17 protein-coding genes are annotated in these 22,062 nt (G+C 41.6%); 8 read left to right on the top strand and 9 right to left on the bottom strand.

Annotated features, from left to right (window positions below; translation table 11 throughout):
- Positions 1–267: 267 nt before the first annotated feature.
- From serS to lrp, 6 genes are all read right to left on the bottom strand, one after another.
- Positions 268–1,572: a serine--tRNA ligase gene (gene serS / locus PTET_RS06915; RefSeq protein ID WP_024601694.1), complete on the bottom strand. Its 1,305-nt coding sequence runs from the start codon at positions 1,570–1,572 to the stop codon at positions 268–270.
- A 9-nt stretch (positions 1,573–1,581) separates the two neighbouring features.
- Entirely contained in the window at positions 1,582–1,962 is a 381-nt protein-coding gene (gene crcB / locus PTET_RS06910) for a fluoride efflux transporter CrcB (protein WP_010389726.1), read from the bottom strand.
- A complete protein-coding gene (locus PTET_RS06905; RefSeq protein WP_096038397.1) occupies positions 1,955–3,298 on the bottom strand; it encodes a replication-associated recombination protein A in 1,344 nt (447 codons plus the stop codon). Before PTET_RS06905 ends, crcB begins: the two co-directional genes overlap by 8 nt.
- Positions 3,291–3,917, bottom strand: coding sequence for an outer membrane lipoprotein chaperone LolA (lolA, locus tag PTET_RS06900; protein ID WP_024601693.1), 627 nt, complete (start codon positions 3,915–3,917; stop codon positions 3,291–3,293). Before lolA ends, PTET_RS06905 begins: the two co-directional genes overlap by 8 nt.
- Positions 3,917–6,406: a DNA translocase FtsK gene (locus tag PTET_RS06895; protein WP_096038396.1), complete on the bottom strand. Its 2,490-nt coding sequence runs from the start codon at positions 6,404–6,406 to the stop codon at positions 3,917–3,919. Before PTET_RS06895 ends, lolA begins: the two co-directional genes overlap by 1 nt.
- A gap of 196 nt (positions 6,407–6,602) precedes the next feature.
- On the bottom strand, positions 6,603–7,082 hold the full coding sequence (lrp, locus tag PTET_RS06890; RefSeq protein ID WP_008110073.1) for a leucine-responsive transcriptional regulator Lrp: 480 nt from the start codon (positions 7,080–7,082) through the stop codon (positions 6,603–6,605).
- 139 nt (positions 7,083–7,221) lie between these two features.
- Between lrp and ald the strand changes: the two genes are divergently transcribed.
- The gene (gene ald, locus PTET_RS06885) at positions 7,222–8,343 is read left to right on the top strand and encodes an alanine dehydrogenase (protein ID WP_013464758.1); all 1,122 of its coding nucleotides are present in this window, start codon (positions 7,222–7,224) and stop codon (positions 8,341–8,343) included.
- 118 nt (positions 8,344–8,461) lie between these two features.
- Here the strand turns inward: ald and pssA are convergent, their stop codons facing one another.
- Positions 8,462–9,787, bottom strand: a complete 1,326-nt coding sequence (gene pssA / locus PTET_RS06880; protein ID WP_028835872.1) for a CDP-diacylglycerol--serine O-phosphatidyltransferase — start codon at positions 9,785–9,787, stop codon at positions 8,462–8,464.
- 276 nt (positions 9,788–10,063) lie between these two features.
- On the opposite strand from pssA, the gene trxB reads away from it, so the two are divergent.
- The 5 genes from trxB (at position 10,064) to infA (ending at position 16,059) form a co-directional block, all read left to right on the top strand.
- Complete coding sequence (trxB, locus tag PTET_RS06875) at positions 10,064–11,014, top strand: thioredoxin-disulfide reductase (RefSeq protein WP_008110078.1); 951 nt, start codon at positions 10,064–10,066, stop codon at positions 11,012–11,014.
- 326 nt (positions 11,015–11,340) lie between these two features.
- Positions 11,341–14,154 (top strand): bifunctional aconitate hydratase 2/2-methylisocitrate dehydratase, encoded by a 2,814-nt coding sequence (locus PTET_RS06870; RefSeq protein ID WP_081844607.1) that lies wholly within the window; start codon positions 11,341–11,343, stop codon positions 14,152–14,154.
- A 182-nt stretch (positions 14,155–14,336) separates the two neighbouring features.
- Positions 14,337–15,053, top strand: a complete 717-nt coding sequence (gene aat, locus PTET_RS06865) for a leucyl/phenylalanyl-tRNA--protein transferase (protein ID WP_096038395.1) — start codon at positions 14,337–14,339, stop codon at positions 15,051–15,053.
- Positions 15,046–15,750 (top strand): arginyltransferase, encoded by a 705-nt coding sequence (locus PTET_RS06860; protein WP_096038394.1) that lies wholly within the window; start codon positions 15,046–15,048, stop codon positions 15,748–15,750. Before aat ends, PTET_RS06860 begins: the two co-directional genes overlap by 8 nt.
- A 90-nt stretch (positions 15,751–15,840) precedes the next feature.
- Positions 15,841–16,059 (top strand): translation initiation factor IF-1, encoded by a 219-nt coding sequence (gene infA / locus PTET_RS06855; protein ID WP_002962494.1) that lies wholly within the window; start codon positions 15,841–15,843, stop codon positions 16,057–16,059.
- Positions 16,060–16,260: 201 nt separating this feature from the next.
- Here the strand turns inward: infA and clpA are convergent, their stop codons facing one another.
- Together clpA and clpS are read right to left on the bottom strand one after the other, a co-directional pair.
- Positions 16,261–18,522: an ATP-dependent Clp protease ATP-binding subunit ClpA gene (gene clpA / locus PTET_RS06850; RefSeq protein WP_013464752.1), complete on the bottom strand. Its 2,262-nt coding sequence runs from the start codon at positions 18,520–18,522 to the stop codon at positions 16,261–16,263.
- 68 nt (positions 18,523–18,590) lie between these two features.
- Positions 18,591–18,899, bottom strand: a complete 309-nt coding sequence (gene clpS / locus PTET_RS06845; protein WP_008110102.1) for an ATP-dependent Clp protease adapter ClpS — start codon at positions 18,897–18,899, stop codon at positions 18,591–18,593.
- A gap of 209 nt (positions 18,900–19,108) precedes the next feature.
- Here clpS and cspD point away from each other — a divergent pair, with 209 nt between their 5' ends.
- Positions 19,109–19,327 carry a cold shock domain-containing protein CspD gene (cspD, locus tag PTET_RS06840; RefSeq protein ID WP_013464751.1) on the top strand — a complete coding sequence of 73 codons (219 nt, stop codon included), beginning with the start codon at positions 19,109–19,111 and terminating at the stop codon, positions 19,325–19,327.
- 453 nt (positions 19,328–19,780) lie between these two features.
- Positions 19,781–22,003, top strand: coding sequence for an NADP-dependent isocitrate dehydrogenase (locus PTET_RS06835; protein ID WP_013464750.1), 2,223 nt, complete (start codon positions 19,781–19,783; stop codon positions 22,001–22,003).
- Positions 22,004–22,062 lie beyond the last annotated feature (59 nt).

Raw genomic sequence — 22,062 nt, 5'->3', positions numbered from 1 at the left:
AAATACCTGTAAACAATTAGTTAGCTTCACTCATGGTTTATAAATGGCGCAACACACCAAAATGGTGGAGATCAGTAATATCAGACAAAAAGTGTTGTGCAAATAAACAATAGAGGCAGGTTTACTATTTTTAGTGACAAATAGCGTAACTTAGACTTTTACTTTCGCCTTTAACCTTTTACCCACAAAAAAGCCACTGTTCATTACAAACAGCGGCTTTCTTTATTAAAGCTTACAGCTAAAAACTGACAGCTTACAGGTAGTACTTTAAGCTTTGCCAATCACTTCAAGTCCACCCATGTATGGGCGTAATACTTCTGGTACGACTACTGAACCATCGGCTTGTTGGTAGTTTTCTAGTATGGCAACTAGTGTACGGCCAACGGCTAAACCTGAGCCATTTAGTGTATGTAGTAACTCTGGCTTTTTAGCACCTTCACGGCGAAAACGTGCTTGCATACGGCGCGCTTGGAAATCGACCATATTTGAACAAGACGAAATTTCGCGGTAGGTATCTTGCGCCGGTAACCATACTTCTAAGTCATATGTTTTAGCTGCGCCAAAACCCATGTCGCCCATACATAAAATCACTTTACGGTATGGCAATTCTAGCGCTTGTAAAATTTGCTCAGCATGGCCTGTTAGCTCTTCGAGTGCTTGCATTGAATCTTCTGGTTTTACAAGCTGTACAAGCTCTACTTTATCAAACTGGTGCTGACGGATTAAACCGCGTGTATCGCGACCGTAGCTGCCTGCTTCACTTCTAAAACATGGCGTGTGCGCTGTTAAGCGAATTGGTAAATCGCTTTCTTCGTAAATTTCATCACGTGCGCTGTTTGTAAGCGGTACTTCTGCCGTAGGAATAAGGCTAAAGCCAGCTTGCTGCTCGCCATCATCGTTCACTAGCCCTAACGTGTGGAATAAATCGCCCGCAAACTTAGGTAATTGGCTGGTGCCGTAAAGGCTTGCGCTATTCACTAAGTACGGTACATACATTTCTGTGTAGCCGTTTTTATCTGTGTGGGTGTCTAGCATGTATTGGGTAAGTGCACGGTGCATACGTGCTACTTGGCCGCGCATTACGGTAAAACGTGCGCCACTAATTTTAACGCCCATTTCAAAGTCTAGGCCGTTTAGGTCTTGCCCTACGTCAACGTGGTCTTTAACTTCAAAATCGTACTTTTTAGGGGTGCCCCACGTTAAAATTTCTACGTTGTCGTCTTCGTCAGCGCCTTCTGGTACCGACTCGTCCGGTAAGTTTGGAATTGCTAAGGCAATTTGTTTAATTGCTTCTAACACTTCGTCTTGCTCAGCTTTAGCCGCGTCTAACTCGCTGCCTAAGTTAGCAACTGCGTCTAGCAATGGTTGTGCGTCTTCGCCTTTTGCTTTTGCTTGGCCAATGGCTTTAGCACTGGCGTTACGTTGACTTTGAAGTTCTTGCGTTTTTACTTGTAATGTTTTGCGTTTTTCTTCAAGTTCAGTCACTACCGCTACATCTAGCTCATAACCACGTGCGGCTAAACGTGCTGCAGTTTGTTCGACATCTTGACGTAAATATTTAGAATCTAACATGTTAGTTTTTTAACCTTTTTGCATTACTAGCTGAAGGCCCAGCCAAGCCATAAAAATACACACCATCACGTTTAAGATGATATTGAGGGCCATTTTAATAAAGTGACCTTGTTGTAATAACAACAACGAATCCATTGAGAATGTTGAAAAGGTGGTTAACGCACCTAAAAAGCCAATTCCGATGAGGGTTTTAGCAGGACTGACGGCAATAACTTGTTTATCTATTAAACCGTATAAAATGCCCATCAACAATGAACCCAGAATATTAACCGTCAACGTGCCAAAAGGGAATCCCCTACCGAGGAGTTTTAGCATGGTTTCGCTAATAAAAAACCGTAAACAGGCTCCTGACGCTCCGCCAAGGGCTATCATCATGTAAAGTTTAATCATGCTCATAACGTTTTATTGGGCTTTGTCCGTCGCGCTCTTTTAAATAATCGAGCTTTTGTTTAATTTTTTGCTCAAGTCCACGATCACTTGGCTGGTAGTATTGTTTGCCATCCATTTCTGGCGGTAGGTATTTTTCGCCAGCAGCAAATGCGCCTTCTTCGTTATGCGCGTAACGATACTCTGCGCCATAGCCTAAGTCTTTCATTAAATTGGTGGGGGCATTACGTAAATGCTCTGGTACCGGGTAGCTTGGCTCGTTTTTAGCGTCTTGTTTGGCTTGATTAAACGCCATATAAACCGCATTACTTTTAGGTGCACTGGCTAAATATAAGGTGGCCTGTGCAATGGCGCGCTCACCTTCGCTTGGGCCAACACGCTGAAAAATATCCCATGCGTTTAAAGCCACTTCCATCGCTCGTGGATCGGCGTTGCCGATGTCTTCTGTAGCAATTGCTAATAAGCGCCTTGCAACATAAAGCGGGTCGCCGCCACCGGCTAAAATACGGCAGTACCAATAAAGCGCACCATCGGGCGAACTGCCTCGCACCGATTTATGAAACGCCGAAATTAAATCGTAAAATTCATCGCCGCCTTTATCGTATTTAGCTAAATGCGTGGGAAGAACTTGGCTGAGTACCTGTTCGTCTACGTTGTACTTGCCGTTTTGCTCAGTGGTTAAATCGACTGCTTGCTCGAGTAAATTAAGCACTTTACGAGCATCGCCACCGCTTGCTTGGCACAGCGCTTGTTTGGCGTTATCTGCAATCACGATTTGCTTTTGGCTAAGTTGTTCGTCTTGTTTGAGTGCGCGCTCTATTACTGTGTATAAATCGCTTTCTTGCAAGGATTTTAATACATACACCCTTGCGCGAGATAAAATCGCATTATTAAGCGCAAATGAGGGGTTTTCGGTGGTGGCACCAACAAATATAAAAGTGCCATCTTCAATATGCGGTAAAAACGCGTCTTGCTGAGATTTATTAAAGCGGTGTACCTCGTCAACAAACATCAAAGTGCGCTGACCACGGCTTTGTAAGTTATCGCGCGCTTGGGTTACGCTATCGCGAATATCTTTAACGCCAGCGGTTACTGCCGACATTTGAATTAGTTCAGCGTCTGCATGGTTGGCAATAATTTGCGCGAGCGTAGTTTTACCCACCCCTGGCGGCCCCCATAAAATTAAACTATGGCAACGCCCTGCAACAATGGCTTGATGCAGCGGTTTATCGCTACTTAGTAAATGTTGCTGCCCTATGTAATCGTTAAGCGATAAAGGGCGCATACGCGCAGCGAGTGGGCGCACATCGGGCCCAAAGTTAAATCCTAAATTACTCACCGTTACTCTGATCGTCTATTTCTACACCCGCTGGCGGGGTAAATTCAAAAGTTGTTTTATCAAGCTCAGTATTAACCTGTGCATTGCTAAATGTAAACGCAGATAGCTGGCCTGAGTTATCTTTAACCACCAGTTTTGCAAGCCCCTGCTCGTTATCAGCAAAAGTAATATCAAGCTGCTCTACTTGGCTTTCTACGCCTTTATTTGGGGTAATGCTAAAGCCTAAGTCAGTAGCGATCACGCTGTATTTTTCCCATTGCGCAGGGTCTTTAGAGGTGAGCAATATAAACGGTGTAGAGTCAATTAAACCGCTAGTTTTCATAATGGTTACTTGCTCAGCAAAGCTATCAAAGTAATAGGTTTTATCGCCGTTTGACACAAATAAGGTGTCGTCTGGGTTAGTTTGCTGCCAGCGGATCATTAAAGGCTGTTGCAAGGCAATATTGCCTTGGCCTTGCATTACCAGTTGGCCTTCACCGTCGGTTACGTTTTGTTTAAATTGTGCTTTAAAGCTTTTTAAGGTCGATAACTTATCTTGTAATGCTTGGCTGTCGTCAGCAAAACTTGGCATAGCAACTAAACTGCCCAATACCAATAATAAACTACTTAATTTTTTCATTAATTTGCTCCATTAGGTACTAATACATCGCGCGCGCCGTTGTGTCCTGGTGCACTCACGATACCTGATGTTTCCATTTGTTCTACTAAACGTGCAGCACGGTTATAGCCTACACGTAATTTACGTTGCACTGATGATACCGATACTTTACCGGTTTCTATTACAAAGGCGACCGCTTCGTCGTATAACGGATCTGACTCTTCATCGCCATTCTCGCTGGCTTCCCCTGGTAATAGAATATCTTCCGTGGCATCGCCATTTAAAATCTCGTCTATGTAATTTGGTTTAGCACGGGCTTTCCAATCGTTTACCACGGCATGTACTTCATGGTCGTCTACAAACGCGCCATGCACACGCTCTGGCACACTGGTGCCTGGCGGTAAATAAAGCATGTCACCCATGCCTAATAAGTTTTCTGCGCCTTGTTGATCAAGTATGGTGCGCGAATCTATTTTACTTGATACCTGAAACGCCATACGTGTAGGTATGTTCGCTTTTATTAAACCGGTTATTACATCAACCGACGGACGCTGTGTTGCCAAAATTAAGTGAATACCCGCAGCACGCGCTTTTTGCGCAATACGAGCAATTAACTCTTCAACTTTTTTACCTACAATCATCATCATGTCGGCAAATTCGTCAATAACCACCACTATGCTAGGTAATTTATCTAGCTCATCAGGGCCGTCTTTCATGCCGTCGGTGTCTTTAAATAATGGATCCATAATTGGGTAGCCCGCTTCTTTGGCTTCCATTACTTTTTGATTGTAACCTTTTAAGTTACGCACACCTAATGCCGACATAAGCTTATAACGGCGTTCCATTTCACCTACACACCAACGCAGTGCGTTAGCCGCTTCTTTCATGTCGGTCACAACTTCACATAATAAATGCGGAATGCCTTCGTATACTGAAAGCTCAAGCATTTTCGGGTCAATCATGATCATACGAACATCTTCAGGGCCCGATTTATACAGTAAGCTTAATATCATTACATTAACGCCCACTGACTTACCTGAACCGGTTGTACCAGCTACCAGTAAGTGTGGCATTTTACCTAGGTCGGCACACACAGGTTGCCCTGCAATATCTTTACCAAGCACCATGGTTAACGGCGATGGGTTTTGCTCAAACTTAGGCGCGTTTATGACTTCTGATAAACGTACAATTTCACGGTATTTATTAGGCAGCTCAATACCGATATAGGTTTTACCAGGAATAACTTCAACCACGCGCACACTAATTGCCGAAAGTGAACGCGCTAAATCTTTTGACAGCCCTGTAATTTTAGACACCTTAATACCCGGTGCTAAATCAAGCTCAAAACGAGTAACAACAGGCCCGGGGTAAACCCCAACCACAGTGGCTTGCACGTTAAAATCAAGTAATTTTGTTTCTACAAGGCGTGATACGCTATCAAGCTCTTCTTGCGAAATTGGGTTTTTAGCTTTGTCGGGTCTGTCGAGTAAATCCAGTGACGGCAATGGCCCCGGAGGTGGCTCTTGCTCTAATAATTGCTCAAACTTTTCTTTTGCAGTTGGCGGCGGTTGAAACCCTGATTTTGGCTTGTTAATTGGCCTTGCTGGTGAAACCACGGTTGTTGCTGGTTTTTCAGGTTCAACCACAGGGCTTTGATCCAGCGCGTTAAGTGCTGCCTCGGTGTCCATAGGTTCATCGTCTATGGCGCTAAAGCTAATTTCTTGATCGAGTATTTGGTCAAGCTCGTCAAACGGCATAAATTCGTCGTCTTGAGGGGCGTTTACTTTAGTTGTTGGTTTGTCGAGTGCTTTTGGTCTGTCTGCTTTTTTATCAGCAAGTTCAGGTTCTTGTTGGCGTGTATGGTCTTCAAAATAAGCATCGGGTTGCTCGTCTTGTACTTTACCTGCAATGCGTTCACGTTGCATCCAGCCTCGGGCATAGGTCACCAAAAAGCGGTATAATCGAACAATTAAATCACCTAAGTAATCAACAAATTGTACCCACGACACACCCGTTAACAGCGTTAGCCCTGCAAAAAAGAAACACAGTAGTAAAATAGAGGTACCGGTAAAATTAAACGCTGGCATCATGGCTGATGCAATCACATCACCCACTACCCCACCGGATGAAAAGTTATAAATATCATCAAAATTAATACTGCTAATAGCGGTTGCTGAGGTAATAAACAGCGCAAAACCAATAATGCGTAATCCAAGTGTGGTGTAATCGAGTTGTAAAATACGGTGTGGCTGCTTAAACACCAAGTAACCTAGCAGCTGAATAGCCGCTGGCACAAAATAGGCAAGCCAGCCAAAGGTAAGTAATAGTATGTCGGCCACCCACGCGCCCGCTGTACCCGTAATATTTTGTACGTTGGTAAATTCCCCCGTTTGCGACCAAGCAGGATCGGCAGGATGAAAACTAATTAAAGCACATAAAATAAATACCGCTGCAAAGGTGCTGACGATCAGCCCCGTTTCTAATAGTCTTTGTACACCGTTTAGGCGCATAATTACCTATCCCTCATTATTATTTTTTACACTCACTTGGCAATAGAATACCTTAGCAGGAAATGTATTTTGATGCACTTTATCTTAACCATGATGGCCTGATTATGAACAAGTTTTTATTATTTCGTCGTACACTTATTAAAAAAGCAAAGTTGGCTGCAACAATAAAAGTATATTAAAGGCTGTTACTCTATCATTAAGCAACAAAAGGACGGATCACCACGCCCTCTTCACCTTTTACTTCTTCCATGACTACATAAGTGCGGCTTTCACTCACATTAGGCAGTTTTAATAATATATCACCGAGCACGCCTCGGTATTCTGACATATCGTTAACCCGGGTTTTTAATAAAAAGTCGAAATTACCCGAAACCAAATGACATTCTATAATTTCTTCGTGCTTTCTAACAGCGGCACTGAACTCTTCAAATACGTCGGGCGATGTTTTGGTAATGGTTACTTCCACATACACAGAAAGCCCTTGACCAAGCTTGGCAGGATCAACCACGGCTTTGTAGCCTAAAATATATCCTTCGCGCTCTAGCTTTTTCACTCGCTCTAGACAGGGCGTGGCGCTTAGGCCAACTCGTCGGGCCAGTTCAACATTTGACAGGCGGCCATCGAGTTGTAATTCGACTAAAATCTTGCGATCAATACGGTCTAATAAGTTATGCATAGCTTTTTAGTTTTTTATTCTAATAAAATCGATTTAACAGATACTAACACTACAAAGACCTTAAAAAAAGGTGAGACACACTACCCTAGCAAGAATATAATAGTGAAAAATTTTTATCCCGTTCTAACAAGGCAAAATTATGATTATTGGTGTACCTAAAGAAATTAAAAACCATGAGTACCGTGTAGGTATGGTTCCTGCGAGTGTTCGCGAACTTGTAAATCACGGTCACCAAGTGATTGTTGAAACTAACGCTGGTATGGGCATTGGTTTTACAGATGATGATTATGTTCAAGCAGGTGCTGAAATTTTAGAAACAGCTGCTGACGTTTTTGCAAAAGCAGAAATGATCATCAAGGTAAAAGAGCCACAAGCTGTTGAACGTGCAATGTTACGTGAAGACCAAATTCTTTTTACTTACCTTCACCTTGCACCGGATCTTCCACAAACTGAAGACCTTGTTAAAAGTAAAGCAATCTGTATTGCTTATGAAACAGTGACTGATGCACGCGGCGGTTTACCACTATTGGCACCAATGAGTGAAGTAGCGGGCCGTATGTCTATTCAAGCAGGTGCACAAGCGCTAGAAAAAGCAAACCACGGTCGTGGTATGTTACTAGGTGGTGTACCAGGTGTTGAGCCAGCTAAAGTTGTTGTTATTGGTGGCGGCATGGTTGGTCGTAGCGCTGCACAAATGGCGGTTGGCTTAGGTGCTGAGGTTGTTGTACTTGACCGTAACATCGACGTACTACGTGCACTAGACGCACAGTTTGGTAACAAAGTTAAAGCTATTTACTCAACAGCTGATGCGCTTGAAAAGCACGTATTAGAAGCTGACCTAGTAATTGGTGGCGTGCTTATCCCAGGTGCTGCTGCACCTAAACTAGTGACTGCTGAACACATTAAAGCAATGAAGCCAGGTGCTGCTATTGTTGATGTTGCGATTGACCAAGGTGGTTGTATTGCAACCTCTAAAGCAACTACGCACGCTGATCCTACTTTCATCGTTGATGAAGTTGTTCACTACTGTGTTGCTAACATGCCTGGTGCTGTTCCACGTACATCGACGTTTGCACTTAATAATGCAACATTACCGTTCATCATTAACCTTGCAAACAAAGGTTACAAAAAAGCACTACTAGATGACGCTCACTTCTTAAAAGGCTTAAACGTAATTAAAGGCCAAGTAACATACAAAGAAGTAGCTGAAGCGTTCAACATGGAATATGTTGACCCACGTACTGCAGTAGAAAACGCGTAACAATAATAGTTACTGCTTATACCTAAGTCATTATTTAGGTATAAGCATTAAAAAAGCAGCTAATTAGCTGCTTTTTTTGTATCTAAATTTTAGGGTCTGTGGTCAACAGACCCTCGTATTATATAAATCGTTTAATAATAAAATCGACTTTTACGCGCTTAGCTTGACCAAGCAGTTTTTTCACCGGCTGCGGGTAATCGTCCATGGTTTCTAAATCATTTGGACCGGTTAAACGACGACAATGCTTTAAAATTTCTTGGCGTTCATTATCAATGTCGCGCATTATCGTTTGCTCAGGATCTTCTATCAGAATGCCATTTTCGATATCGAGCCCCCACGCGCGCGGATTTAGGTTATGCCCACTGAGTAAATGTACTTTGCGGTCGCAGCAAATCCCTTTTAGATGGAACGAGTTACTCTCGTGTTTCCACAGGTATACGTTTAGGTTGCCATTATCTATGTGGCGTTTTTGCGATTTTACAAACTTGTGCAAAATAGTTTCGTATAAATACGGCAGTGCACCAATTTTACTAAATGGCTCGCTAGGTGGCAGATAAAAATCGTTTGCGGTTTTATCGCCCACCACAATAGTCACCTGCTTACCTTGCTTTAATAAGCGACGTAAAGAGCGCATTAAAGGCGCTGGAAAATTAAAATACGGCGTGTATAACACCAACTCTTGCTCGGTGGTATCAAATAACGCTTTAATTAAGCGATTGAGCTCGTTATTACGACGGCCTAACCCTAAAAATAAACGAATACCCATTGCATGGGTATTAAACTCTTGCGCATTTTTATAGCTTGCCGATTTAAGCTCACGCATAAGTTGCTTTTGTTCAAGCTTAAAGTCAGCCATACGTTTAAGCGGTCGTTGATCAATTCTTGGTACCGCTTCAGAGCTTAATAAAGTTGATTCGATAAAATCGACTACTGAGTCACATAATTCGCTTTGCGATACTAAAAAGTAGCGATCGAGCCGGTATCGGTCGCTATATTGCAAATACACATTATTTAAACTGGCACCGCTGTAGAGCAGTGTGTCGTCAATAACAAAGCCTTTTAAATGCAACACCCCAAACAGTTCTTTTGCCTTTACGGGGACACCATACACTTGAACGTTTGAATTAAATTTTTCTAAATCGTCGCAATATAAGCTTGCATTGCCCTCTGACTTTTCAGCTCCAATTAAACCGCGTTGCGCACGATGAAAATCCACCAATACTTTTATCTCAAGCGCAGGATTAGCTAACGAAGCACTGTGCAGTGCAGCTAATATTTCACGACCCGCTTCATCATCTTGTAAGTAAAGTGTGGTGATATAAATTCGTTTTTTTGCGTTGGCAATTAAATCTAACAATTGCGTACGGTATTCTTGCGCATTGGTTAAGACGTTAACGTCTTTTGAAGTCAACCCAAATGCGGGTTTCTCTTGCCAAAATAACATAGTTGCCTATTCACTTAGGTCACATAATTAAGCAGTGACAAATCAAAATTAGTTAAAAGATAACAAAAAAAATCAGGCTGGTCATGAATTAACGTCGTTTTATTAGCTAACAGTCTATTTATTAGTCGAGCACTGCTTGTAAGTCATTTGCTAGTACACATTAATGAACAGCTTCGGAATTTACGAAAAAAAATAATCTCATCTTTTATTTACTTCCTGCTTGTTTTTCTTAGAATCGGGCGCATTAAAACCGTATTAAACGTTTAGGAAAAGATCATGACTGAAGCAAAACATTGTAAGTTACTTATTTTAGGTTCGGGCCCTGCAGGCTATACAGCTGCAGTTTACGCTGCACGTGCTAATTTAAACCCTGTTTTAATTACAGGTATTCAACAAGGTGGCCAGCTAACAACCACTACTGAAGTTGAAAACTGGCCTGGCGATGCACACGGTTTAACCGGCCCTGCATTAATGGATCGTATGAAAGAGCATGCAGAACGCTTTGAAACTGAAATTGTGTTCGACCACATCAACAAAGTTGACGTATCTAAGCGCCCTTTCACACTAACCGGTGACCAAGGTACTTACACCTGTGATGCTTTAATTATTGCAACAGGTGCCTCTGCTAAATATTTAGGCTTAGAGTCTGAGACTAATTTCCAAGGTCGTGGCGTTTCAGCTTGTGCAACCTGTGACGGCTTTTTCTATAAAGGTCAAAAAGTAGCGGTTGTTGGTGGTGGTAATACAGCGGTTGAAGAAGCGTTATACCTATCTAATATTGCTGATGAAGTTCATGTTATTCACCGTCGTGATAGTTTCCGTAGTGAAAAGATTCTTGCTGACCGCCTTGCTGAAAAAGCAGCAAACGGTAACGTTGTCATGCACTACAACCGTACACTTGATGAAGTGCTTGGTGACCAAATGGGCGTTACCGGCGTTCGCATTAAAGATGTGGCATCAGATGCTACTGAAGAACTTGATTTAGCGGGTGTGTTTATTGCCATTGGCCATAAGCCAAACACCGATATGTTTGAAGGTCAGCTAGAAATGAAAGACGGCTACTTAGTAGTTGAGTCTGGTCTTAACGGTAATGCAACACAAACTAGTGTGCCAGGCGTATTTGCTGCAGGTGATGTGTCTGATCATATCTACCGTCAAGCAATCACTTCTGCGGGTACTGGCTGTATGGCTGCACTTGATGCAGAACGCTTTTTAGATAACCTATAAGTTTTCATAACATATAGTAAGGGCTGAATTTTCAGCCCTTTTTTTGTGGCCAAAAATTATAAAGGCTCATCCAACACCGAAAAGTACTCATTGCAGCCGTATAAACATTCACAAAATTTATACTGAAAATCAATCGTATTTATACAATTAATGGCTTAGGTACGATAGGATCTAAGGGTGAGCAACAAATACCGTCAAATTATATAAGTAAAACTAGCTATAATTATCGTCAGGAATAAAAGCTTTATTCATTTAGGCATTACTAGAAACTGTAAAATCAGTTAAAATGCTAAACTTCATATCAAGTAAATTACCGAGAGTTTTCTATGAGTTTGTATACAAAATATATGGAAGAAATCCAAACCCGTAAAACGGAGCTTGGATTAAGCCCACAACCAATCGATAGCGCTGAACTAGTATCAGAAATAATTAATCAAATTAAAGATACTAATAACGAGCACCGTAAAGATTCACTGCATTTCTTTATTTATAATACTTTACCTGGAACAACTAGTGCTGCGGGCGTTAAAGCACAGTTTCTAAAAGAAATCATTTTAGGTGAAGAGCACGTTGCAGAGATCACTCCAGAATTTGCATTTGAACTGCTTTCACACATGAAAGGCGGCCCGTCAATTGAAATGCTAATTGATTTAGCATTTGGTGATGACGCAGCAATCGCAGCACAAGCGGCTGAAGTACTTAAAACTCAGGTATTCTTATACGATGCTGATATGGAGCGCATAAAAGCGGCCTACGAAGCAGGTAACGCAATTGCTAAAGAATTACTAGAGAGTTTCTCAAAAGCTGAATTCTTCACAAAACTACCTGACATCGAAGAAAAAATCGAAGTAGTAACTTACATTGCTGGTGAAGGCGACATCTCAACTGATTTACTGTCTCCAGGTAACCAAGCCCACTCACGTGCTGACCGTGAATTACACGGTAAGTGTATGATCACTGAAGAAGCACAACAAGAAATCGTTGAACTTCAAAAGAAACACCCTAATGCTAAAGTAATGCTTATTGCTGAAAAAGGCACCATGGGCGTTGGTTCATCTCGTATGTCTGGTGTAAATAACGTTGCACTTTGGGCGGGTAAACAAGCAAGTCCATACGTTCCTTTCATCAACATTGCACCTGTTGTTGCAGGTACTAATGGTATCGCACCAATCTTCTTAACGACGGTTGATGTAACCGGCGGTATTGGTCTTGATCTTAAAAACTGGGTTAAGAAAGTAGATGCAGACGGCAATACTGTAACTGATGAAAATGGCGATGCAGTGCTTGAAGAAGCTTATTCAGTTGCCACAGGTACTGTATTAACAATCAATACAAAAGAGAAAAAGCTTTATAACGGTGATAAAGAACTGGTTGATGTATCATCAGCGTTCACACCGCAAAAAGTTGAATTCATGAAAGCTGGTGGTTCATACGCTGTAGTATTTGGTAAGAAACTACAAACGTTTGCTGCTGAAACGCTCGGCATTGAAACTCCTCTTGTGTATGCACCTTCAAAAGAAATTTCACATGAAGGCCAAGGCTTAACAGCGGTTGAAAAAATCTTTAACCGTAATGCGGTAGGTGTACTATCAGATACGCCACTTCACGCAGGCTCAAATGTTCGCGTTAAAGTGAACATCGTTGGTTCGCAAGATACAACGGGTCCAATGACAGCACAAGAATTAGAAGCCATGGCGGCTTCAACGATTTCACCACTTGTTGATGGTGCATATCAGTCTGGTTGTCACACTGCATCAGTATGGGATAGTAAAGCGCAAGCTAACATTCCTAAACTAATGGCGTTTATGAATAAGTTTGGTTTGATCACTGCACGTGACCCGAAAGGCGTTTACCATGCAATGACTGACGTTATTCACAAAGTATTGAACGACATTACAATTGATGATCGCGCTATCATCATCGGTGGTGACTCGCATACACGTATGTCTAAAGGCGTTGCCTTTGGTGCCGATTCAGGTACTGTTGCTGTTGCACTTGCAACCGGTGAATCTGCGATGCCGATTCCTGATTCAGTTAAAGTGACGTTTAAAGGCAAAATGGCTAAGCACATGGATTTCCGCGATGTTGTACATGCAACGCAAGCGCAAATGCTTAAGCAGTTTGGCGGCGAAAACGTGTTCCAAGGTCGTATCATTGAAGTGCATATTGGTACCCTAATGGCTGACCAAGCGTTTACTTTCACTGACTGGACTGCAGAAATGAAAGCGAAAGCGTCAATCTGTATTTCAAATGATGAAACGCTAATTAAGTCAATTGAACTTGCTAAATCACGTATCCAAATCATGATCAACAAAGGTATGGATAACGAAGCGCAAACGCTACAAGGTCTAATCGACTTAGCTGACAAACGTATTGCAGGTATTCAATCTGGTGAAGAGCCAGCACTTTCTCCAGACGACAACGCTAAATACCACGCAGAAGTTGTGGTTGATTTGGACCAAATCGTTGAGCCAATGATTGCCGATCCAGACGTGAACAACGATGATGTTTCTAAGCGTTATACTCACGATGTGATCCGCCCTGTTTCTTTTTACAACGACAAACCTGTTGATTTAGGTTTCGTTGGTTCGTGTATGGTTCACAAAGGCGATATGAAAATTATTGCTCACATGCTACGTAACCTTGAGAAGAAAAACGGTTCTATCTCATTCAAAGCACCATTAGTTGTTGCGCCACCAACATACAACATTGTTGATGAGCTTAAAGCGGAAGGCGACTGGGATATTCTTGCTAAATACGCTGGTTTTGAATTTGACGATGAAAAACCAAAAACAGCGGCACGTACTAAGTATGAAAATATCCTATACCTAGAACGCCCTGGTTGTAACTTATGTATGGGTAACCAAGAAAAAGCAGAACCTGGTGACACTGTTATCGCAACATCAACTCGTCTGTTCCAAGGCCGTGTAGTAGCCGATACATCTGAGAAAAAAGGTGAGTCACTACTAGGTTCTACGCCGGTTGTAGTACTTTCTACTGTACTTGGTCGTTTCCCGACTATCGAAGAGTATAAGTCTGCGGTTGAAGGTATTGACCTTACCTCGTTTACACCTGTTGAAGAAGCAATGACAACTAAGTTTAACGCTGGACAAGCAGTACCTGTAAAAGTGGTTAGCTAATCCGATTAGTTAACACTTTTTAAGCTAATAATTAAAAGCGCGTTTTAAACGCGCTTTTTTTTGCCTAACAAAAATAGCGCTTAGAAAGTAAGTCCTATGCAGTGACACAATAATTTGTGGTTTGTGATTTTAAAGCAACAGGTTACACTTTATCTTGACCATGCAGTTATTCAATCGGTGTTATGACTAAACAACTCTATCAACTCGCTCAAAGCCACTTTGCTTTTCCTGATCCCAACCATGCATTAGATGATCCCGATGGTTTACTTGCCATTGGTGGATGCTTATCGGTAACGCGATTAAAAAATGCCTACAGCCAAGGTATTTTTCCGTGGTTTAGTGAGCACGAGCCAATTATGTGGTGGTCGCCTAGTGAGCGCGGTATTGTTGAGCTCAATGACTTTCATGTTAGTAAAAGCCTACGAAAACATTTAAAAAAGCACCCGGTCACCGTAACCATAAACCATGCCTTTGAAGAAGTGATAGAAGCATGTCGCGACCAGCGTATTGATACCGATGGCACCTGGATCACCCCGCAAATGCAACAGGCGTACATTAAAGCTCATCACCATGGGATTGCTCATAGTTTAGAGGTTTGGCGCGAGGGAGAGCTTGCAGGTGGCTTATATGGCATCATGCAAACCGGTGTTTTTTGTGGTGAATCAATGTTTCATCATCAAACAAATTGCTCCAAACTGGCTATGTGGGCGCTGGTTAATTTGCTTAAACGCCATAATGCGCATTTTATTGATTGCCAATTAGAAAATCCTTATTTAATGTCGTTAGGTGCTAGCGTTATTCCACGTGAAGAATTTTTAACTAAACTTAATAAAGCACAATGTTACACCCCACCTGACAGCATGTGGCAACCACAGGAGCTATTAGCGATTTATGAATGAACAACTTCCCGCTCGTATTGGCCTAAGCCAACCATTTGAATGCAGTTATTTACCTAACCGCCAAGAGCAACTGTTGGTCATACTCGATCCGAGTTGTTACAGTAGTACTAAATTTGAGTCATTGTTAGCATTAGGCTTTCGTCGCAGTGGTAACCAAATTTACCGTCCGCACTGCCCTATTTGCAGCGCGTGTGGTTCTGTGCGCGTTTTAGCTGATGAGTTTATGCCGACAAAATCGCAAAAACGTAAACTTAACAAAGCAAAAAACCGCTTTGAGGTAAAATATTCTCAAGTTGAACGCGAACAATACTATCCACTTTACAGTAAATACATTAGCTTGCGCCACCAAGACGGTAGTATGTATCCACCTGATAAATCACAATTTCAAAGCTTTTTGTTTTGTAGCTGGTTAACCATTACCTTTATAGAGCTTTGGGATCAAGAAAACTTAGTGGCTGTTGCTGTAACTGATTGTATGGACAATGCTATTTCGGCAATTTATACATTTTTTGACCCTGACTATGAGCACTTTAGTTTAGGCACTGTGATGATATTACAGCAACTTAAATTTGCTAAACTGCAACAAAAACAATTTGTTTATTTAGGCTATCAAATAGATGAATGCGACAAAATGAACTATAAAACGCAGTTTTTACCTGCTCAAAAACAGTGCAATGACCAGTGGCTGGCTATTTAATTTACAAAAATAGCCCCTGCGCCTTTACTTATTGGCGTATTTTGGGCAAAATCTGCAGCGTTTAACTATTAAAGAGGTGTTACGCTAAACATGGCGAAAGAAGACGTAATCGAAATGCAAGGGACAGTCCTTGATACTTTACCAAATACAATGTTCCGAGTTGAGCTAGAAAATGGTCACGTAGTTGTGGCTCATATTTCAGGTAAAATGCGCAAAAACTATATCCGTATTTTAACCGGCGATAAAGTAACGGTAGAAATGACTCCTTACGATTTATCGAAAGGTCGTATCGTATTCCGTGCTCGCTAAGTAAGTGCGTAAACGAGATTTAGTTTTTGGCTAGTGAAAACTAGCTTTAAGCGTTTATTAAATGTAATTAATGGATACTCGCCAGTAATTACATTTAATAAACAAAAAACCCAGCCTTTGCTGGGTTTTTTGTTGTCTATTTCTTTGGCAAATAAAAAAGCCTGCATAAAGCAGGCTTTTTAAATTGCTAACTTTTATAGGTTAGGCTGGCGTTAAGTCACTCTCGTAATCAAAACGCAGCTTTTTATCTTTAACCGATACTTTTACTGTACCGCCAGAGATTAGCTCGCCAAACAGTATTTCGTTTGCTAATTGCTTTTTAAGGTCTTCCTGAATAACACGTGCCATAGGGCGTGCGCCCATTGCTTTGTCATAGCCTTTGTCAGCCAACCATTCACGTGCTTTAGACGTCAGCTCAAGATTAACTGATTTCTTGTCTAGTTGCGCTTGAAGCTCCACAACAAACTTATCAACCACTTGTAAAATAACTTCTTTATCAAGGTGATTAAACCAAATAATGTTATCTAAGCGGTTTCTAAATTCTGGTGAAAATACTTTATTAATTTCACCCATTGCATCGTGCGTATGGTCTTGCTCACTAAAGCCAATCGACTTACGTGTGGTTTCTTGCACGCCGGCATTAGTGGTCATCACGACTACGACGTTTCTAAAGTCGGCTTTACGACCATTATTATCAGTTAGCGTACCGTGATCCATAACTTGCAATAAAATGTTGTAGATATCTGGATGGGCTTTTTCAATCTCATCCAAAAGTACAACAGCGTGTGGATTTTTAATGACCGCTTCTGTTAGTAAGCCGCCTTGTTCAAAACCAACATAACCCGGAGGCGCACCAATTAAACGGCTCACTGCATGGCGCTCAACATATTCAGACATATCAAAACGAATAAACTCAACGCCCATACACTTAGCTAGTTGCTTGGTAACCTCAGTTTTACCGACCCCGGTTGGGCCTGCAAATAAGAACGAACCAACCGGTTTGTTCTCATTCGCTAAACCTGAACGCGACAAACGAATGGCAGAAGTTAATGCATCAATAGACTGATCTTGCCCAAACACTAACATTTTTAAGTTACGGTCTAAGTTTTTCAGCGTTTCTTTATCAGACGATGATACATTTTGTGGCGGGATACGCGCCATTTTTGACACAATCAGCTCGATATCAGAAACACCAATCGTTTTTTTACGTTTAGAGGTAGGTAACAAGCGTTGGCTTGCACCCGCTTCATCAATAACATCAATCGCTTTATCAGGCAGATGACGTTCGTTAATGTACTTAGCGCTAAGCTCGGCTGCCGCCTTCAACGCTTTTTGCGTGTAACGAATACCATGGTGTGCTTCATAACGCTCTTTTAAGCCGTTAAGAATTTTAGTGGTGTCTTCCACACTGGGCTCAAGCACATCAATTTTTTGAAAGCGACGTACCAAGGCACGGTCTTTCTCAAAAATATTTTTGTACTCACCATAGGTGGTAGAACCCATACACCGTAATTGTCCACTGGAAAGTAGCGGTTTAATTAAGTTTGAGGCATCCATTACCCCACCCGATGCAGCACCTGCACCGATAATGGTATGAATTTCATCTATAAATAAAATAGAGCCTGGTTTAGCTTGCAGCTCTTTTAATAAGCTTTTAAAGCGCTTCTCAAAATCGCCTCGGTATTTAGTACCGGCAAGCAAAGCGCCCATATCTAATGAGTAAACAACCGCATCAGCAATAACTTCAGGCACTTGTTCGTTAACAATTCGATACGCTAAACCCTCAGCGATGGCTGTTTTACCCACGCCGGCTTCACCAACCAATAATGGGTTATTCTTTTTACGACGACACAGCACTTGCACTGTGCGCTCTACTTCACTGTCACGGCCAACAAGCGGGTCAATATTACCCTCTTTAGCGTGTATATTAAGGTTAGTTGTAAAGCTGTCGAGCTTACTCGCTTCTTCACTGGCAACTTCTTGCACTTCTTCATGTATATCGTCAGTGTCATCGCCTAATTCGTCGTCACCTTTGGCAATCCCATGAGAAATAAAATTAACAATATCAAGGCGAGAAATATCATTCTTTTTAAGTAAATAAACTGCTTGGCTTTCTTGCTCAGAAAAAATAGCCACCAGCACATTTACACCAGTCACTTCATTTTTTCCCGAAGATTGCACATGAAATACTGCGCGCTGTAATACACGCTGAAAACCAAGCGTTGGTTGAGTTTCGCGTTCTTCTTCTAAATCAGGAATAACCGGTGTGGTTTCATCAATAAATTCAAGTAACTCTGTTTTTAATCCAGAAATGTCAACACCACACGCATTAAGCGCTTCTCCAGCTGATGGATTATCGAGTAGAGCTAATAAAAGATGCTCTACGGTCATAAACTCATGACGACGTGTACGCGCTTCACGAAACGCGGTGTTCAAAGTTAGTTCTAAGTCTTTATTTAGCATTGGCAACCCCTTACAGAGATAATAATTTTATACCGCACTTCAAAGATGAAAGTTCACCTTTGTGGTATTTATTCCTGCTCACAACTACATAGCAGTGGATGCTCGTTATCCCTTGAGTAGCGGTTAACTTGCTCAGCCTTGGTATGTGCTACATCGGCGCTGTAAACACCACAAATGCCCTTACCTTGCTGATGTATTTGCAGCATCACATCAGTTGCTCTATCGCTATCCATATTAAAAAACGTCATCAAGATCTCAATTACAAAATCCATCGGCGTGTAATCATCGTTGTTTAACACAACTTTATATTTTCGCGGTGGCTGCAACTTTTGCTTTTCACTATCGCGAACGGTGTCGATAACACCAGAATCTTTCATACCACTCATAATTAAATATAGTCTTGTCTTTGTAACTCAAGCAAACTTGAATAAAAAAATAAATAAAATGTTAAAAAATAACCCAAAACACTTGACTGGTTGCTTAAATAAACTACAGTCAAATGGTGATTGATTAAACCTTAGTCAGTCTAGCAAACAATACAGTTTAGGATAACTAAATTAGTCAACTTATAGAAGGATGTAGAAGTATGGCTTGTGGTAAAGTCAAATGGTTCAACAACGCCAAAGGTTTTGGTTTCATCGTAGAAGACGGTTGCGAGAACGACATTTTTGCTCATTACTCCACTATTGTAATGGACGGATACAAGACGCTTAAAGCTGGTCAAGATGTTACCTTCGAATTACAACAAGGCCCTAAAGGTCTACACGCTACTAATATAGCCCCTAACGGCGATATTTTAGAGTGATTGTAAATATGAGACTAAAGCGAGCGACCTATTTAGATCCTCGCTTAATTCCCTAAAACCCCTAACCACTTCCATATTAATTGCTTCATTGTTCGTTAATTCAACCCCACTCCTTGATTTTATTTTATCTACCCCAATAATTTCACTATTAGATGTTTAACTGCTGGCGTTTGGCGCGTAATCCTAGCCCTTTTTAGCCAAGCTTGTTACACTCTTTATCCTGTAAAACGTAATTACTTTAGCCTAATGGCTAGTTTAGATTTACATAAATTTTAGTTATAAAAGACACTAGTCCGTCAGGTGTGATTATTCTTACCTTGTTTAGGTTATACGAGTACCAACACCTAACAGACTACTCATTGCATACATTAATACTTTATTTATAAGGTATTAGGCGATGATTTCTTTGCATTGTTGAATTTGGCCAATGCGGCCTACTATCTAGGAATGATGATGACATCAAAAATTATCTATACAAAAACGGACGAAGCTCCGGCATTAGCAACGTATTCGTTGTTACCAATTATCCAAGCGTACACAAATGCGGCAGGTGTTGAAGTTGAAACACGCGACATCTCACTCGCTGGTCGTGTTATTGCGAGCTTCCCGGATTACCTAACAGAAGAACAACGCATTGGTGATGCACTTGCAGAACTTGGCGAAATGGCGAAAACACCAGAAGCTAATATCATTAAATTACCGAACATCAGTGCCTCAGTTCCACAACTTCGCGCTGTAATTAAAGAGCTTCAAGAAAAAGGTTATGCACTTCCAGAATACCCTGTAGAACCTAAAAACGATGAAGAAAAAGCGATTCAAGCCGCCTATGACAAAATTAAAGGCAGTGCAGTAAACCCTGTACTTCGTGAAGGTAACTCTGACCGTCGCGCACCAAGTTCAGTAAAAGAATATGCACGTAATAACCCACATTCAATGGGGGCATGGAGCAAAGATTCACAGTCTTATGTTGCAAGCATGGAAGAAGGTGACTTCTTTGGTTCAGAGCAGTCACTAACTGTTGATGAAGCAACGGATGTTCGTATTGAACACGTAGCGGCTAATGGCGATATCACTGTACTTAAGCAAAGCACACCGCTACTTGCTGGTGAAGTTATTGATGCATCACGTATTAGCGCTGCAAAATTACAAGCATTCCTTGAAGCTGAAATTAATGCAGCTAAAGAAAAAGGCGTGTTATTTTCGCTTCATATGAAAGCGACCATGATGAAAGTATCTGATCCAATCATCTTTGGTCACGCTGTAAAAGTATTTTACAAAGACGTTTTTGCAAAACACGGTGCACTTTTTGAAGAGCTAGGTGTTGATGTAAATAACGGTTTAGGCGATGTGTACTCTAAAATTCAAACTTTAGATGACGCTAAGCGCGAAGAAATTGAAGCTGACATTCAAGCTGTTTACGCTGACCGCCCTGCTATCGCAATGGTTGATTCTCATCGCGGTATTACAAACTTACACGTACCAAGTGATGTGATCATCGATGCCTCTATGCCTGCTGCAATTCGTTCAAGCGGTCAAATGTGGAATAAAGACGATAAATTACAAGACACAAGCTTTGTAATTCCAGATCGTTGTTACTCTGGCGTTTACCAAGCAACGATTGATTTTTGTAAAGAGCACGGTGCATTTGATCCTACGACTATGGGTAGCGTACCAAACGTTGGCCTTATGGCTCAAAAAGCAGAAGAGTACGGCTCACACGATAAAACATTTGAAGCAAAAGCTGACGGTACTATCCGTGTTGTAGACACAAACGGTAATACGTTACTTGAGCACAGTGTTGAGAAAGGCGATATCTGGCGCATGTGTCAGGTTAAAGATGCACCTATTCAAGATTGGGTTAAACTTGCAGTAAACCGCGCTCGCGCAACAGGTAATCCGGCTATTTTCTGGTTAGATGCAGAACGTGCACACGATGCTGAGCTAATCAAAAAAGTAAATAAATACCTGCCAGATCACGATACTGCTGGCCTAGATATTCAAATTTTATCGCCAATGGATGCAACCTTGTTCTCACTAGCACGCATCAAAGAAGGTAAAGACACAATTTCTGTAACGGGTAACGTGTTACGTGATTACTTAACAGATTTATTCCCAATTTTAGAGTTGGGTACCAGTGCTAAAATGCTTTCAATTGTGCCACTAATGAATGGCGGTGGTTTATTTGAAACTGGTGCGGGTGGCTCTGCTCCTAAGCACGTTCAACAATTTGAGAAAGAAAACCACTTACGTTGGGATTCTTTAGGTGAATTCTTAGCACTTGCTGCGTCACTTGAGCACCTAAGCACAACAACAGGTAACAAAAAAGCACAAGTACTTGCAGATACGCTTGATAAAGCTACCGGCACATTCTTAGCTGAAAACAAGTCGCCTTCACGTAAAGTAAAAGAGATTGATAACCGTGGTTCTCATTTCTTCTTATCTTTATTCTGGGCACAAGAACTTGCTAAGCAAAATGATGACAGCGAGCTTAAAGCGCAGTTTACGCAAATTGCTAGCGACCTTGAAACTAACAAAGAGCAAATTGTTAGCGAGTTAAACGATGCACAGGGCCCAGCAATGGACATTGGCGGATACTTCCAGCCAAATGATGATGCAGCTTTTAAAGCAATGCGCCCAAGCACAACATTTAACGAGATTTTATCTAAACTGGTATAAATCCATTAAATGAATGAAAAGGCGCTCCAAAGAGCGCCTTTTTTTTGTGCCTAATACCA

The organism is Pseudoalteromonas tetraodonis, assembly GCF_002310835.1.
Lineage (GTDB): Bacteria > Pseudomonadota > Gammaproteobacteria > Enterobacterales > Alteromonadaceae > Pseudoalteromonas > Pseudoalteromonas tetraodonis.
This window is presented reverse-complemented; position numbering and strand designations above follow the sequence as displayed.

What these genes read in the sequence shown, in the direction of transcription:
- serS (WP_024601694.1), bottom strand. Translation starts at nt 1,572, where the DNA reads ATGTTAGATTCTAAATATTTACGTCAAGATGTCGAACAAACTGCAGCA.
- crcB (WP_010389726.1), bottom strand. Translation starts at nt 1,962, where the DNA reads ATGATTAAACTTTACATGATGATAGCCCTTGGCGGAGCGTCAGGAGCC.
- lolA (WP_024601693.1), bottom strand. Translation starts at nt 3,917, where the DNA reads ATGAAAAAATTAAGTAGTTTATTATTGGTATTGGGCAGTTTAGTTGCT.
- PTET_RS06895 (WP_096038396.1), bottom strand. Translation starts at nt 6,406, where the DNA reads ATGCGCCTAAACGGTGTACAAAGACTATTAGAAACGGGGCTGATCGTC.
- lrp (WP_008110073.1), bottom strand. Translation starts at nt 7,082, where the DNA reads ATGCATAACTTATTAGACCGTATTGATCGCAAGATTTTAGTCGAATTA.
- ald (WP_013464758.1), top strand. Translation starts at nt 7,222, where the DNA reads ATGATTATTGGTGTACCTAAAGAAATTAAAAACCATGAGTACCGTGTA.
- pssA (WP_028835872.1), bottom strand. Translation starts at nt 9,787, where the DNA reads ATGTTATTTTGGCAAGAGAAACCCGCATTTGGGTTGACTTCAAAAGAC.
- trxB (WP_008110078.1), top strand. Translation starts at nt 10,064, where the DNA reads ATGACTGAAGCAAAACATTGTAAGTTACTTATTTTAGGTTCGGGCCCT.
- PTET_RS06870 (WP_081844607.1), top strand. Translation starts at nt 11,341, where the DNA reads ATGAGTTTGTATACAAAATATATGGAAGAAATCCAAACCCGTAAAACG.
- aat (WP_096038395.1), top strand. Translation starts at nt 14,337, where the DNA reads ATGACTAAACAACTCTATCAACTCGCTCAAAGCCACTTTGCTTTTCCT.
- PTET_RS06860 (WP_096038394.1), top strand. Translation starts at nt 15,046, where the DNA reads ATGAATGAACAACTTCCCGCTCGTATTGGCCTAAGCCAACCATTTGAA.
- infA (WP_002962494.1), top strand. Translation starts at nt 15,841, where the DNA reads ATGGCGAAAGAAGACGTAATCGAAATGCAAGGGACAGTCCTTGATACT.
- clpA (WP_013464752.1), bottom strand. Translation starts at nt 18,522, where the DNA reads ATGCTAAATAAAGACTTAGAACTAACTTTGAACACCGCGTTTCGTGAA.
- clpS (WP_008110102.1), bottom strand. Translation starts at nt 18,899, where the DNA reads ATGAAAGATTCTGGTGTTATCGACACCGTTCGCGATAGTGAAAAGCAA.
- cspD (WP_013464751.1), top strand. Translation starts at nt 19,109, where the DNA reads ATGGCTTGTGGTAAAGTCAAATGGTTCAACAACGCCAAAGGTTTTGGT.
- PTET_RS06835 (WP_013464750.1), top strand. Translation starts at nt 19,781, where the DNA reads ATGACATCAAAAATTATCTATACAAAAACGGACGAAGCTCCGGCATTA.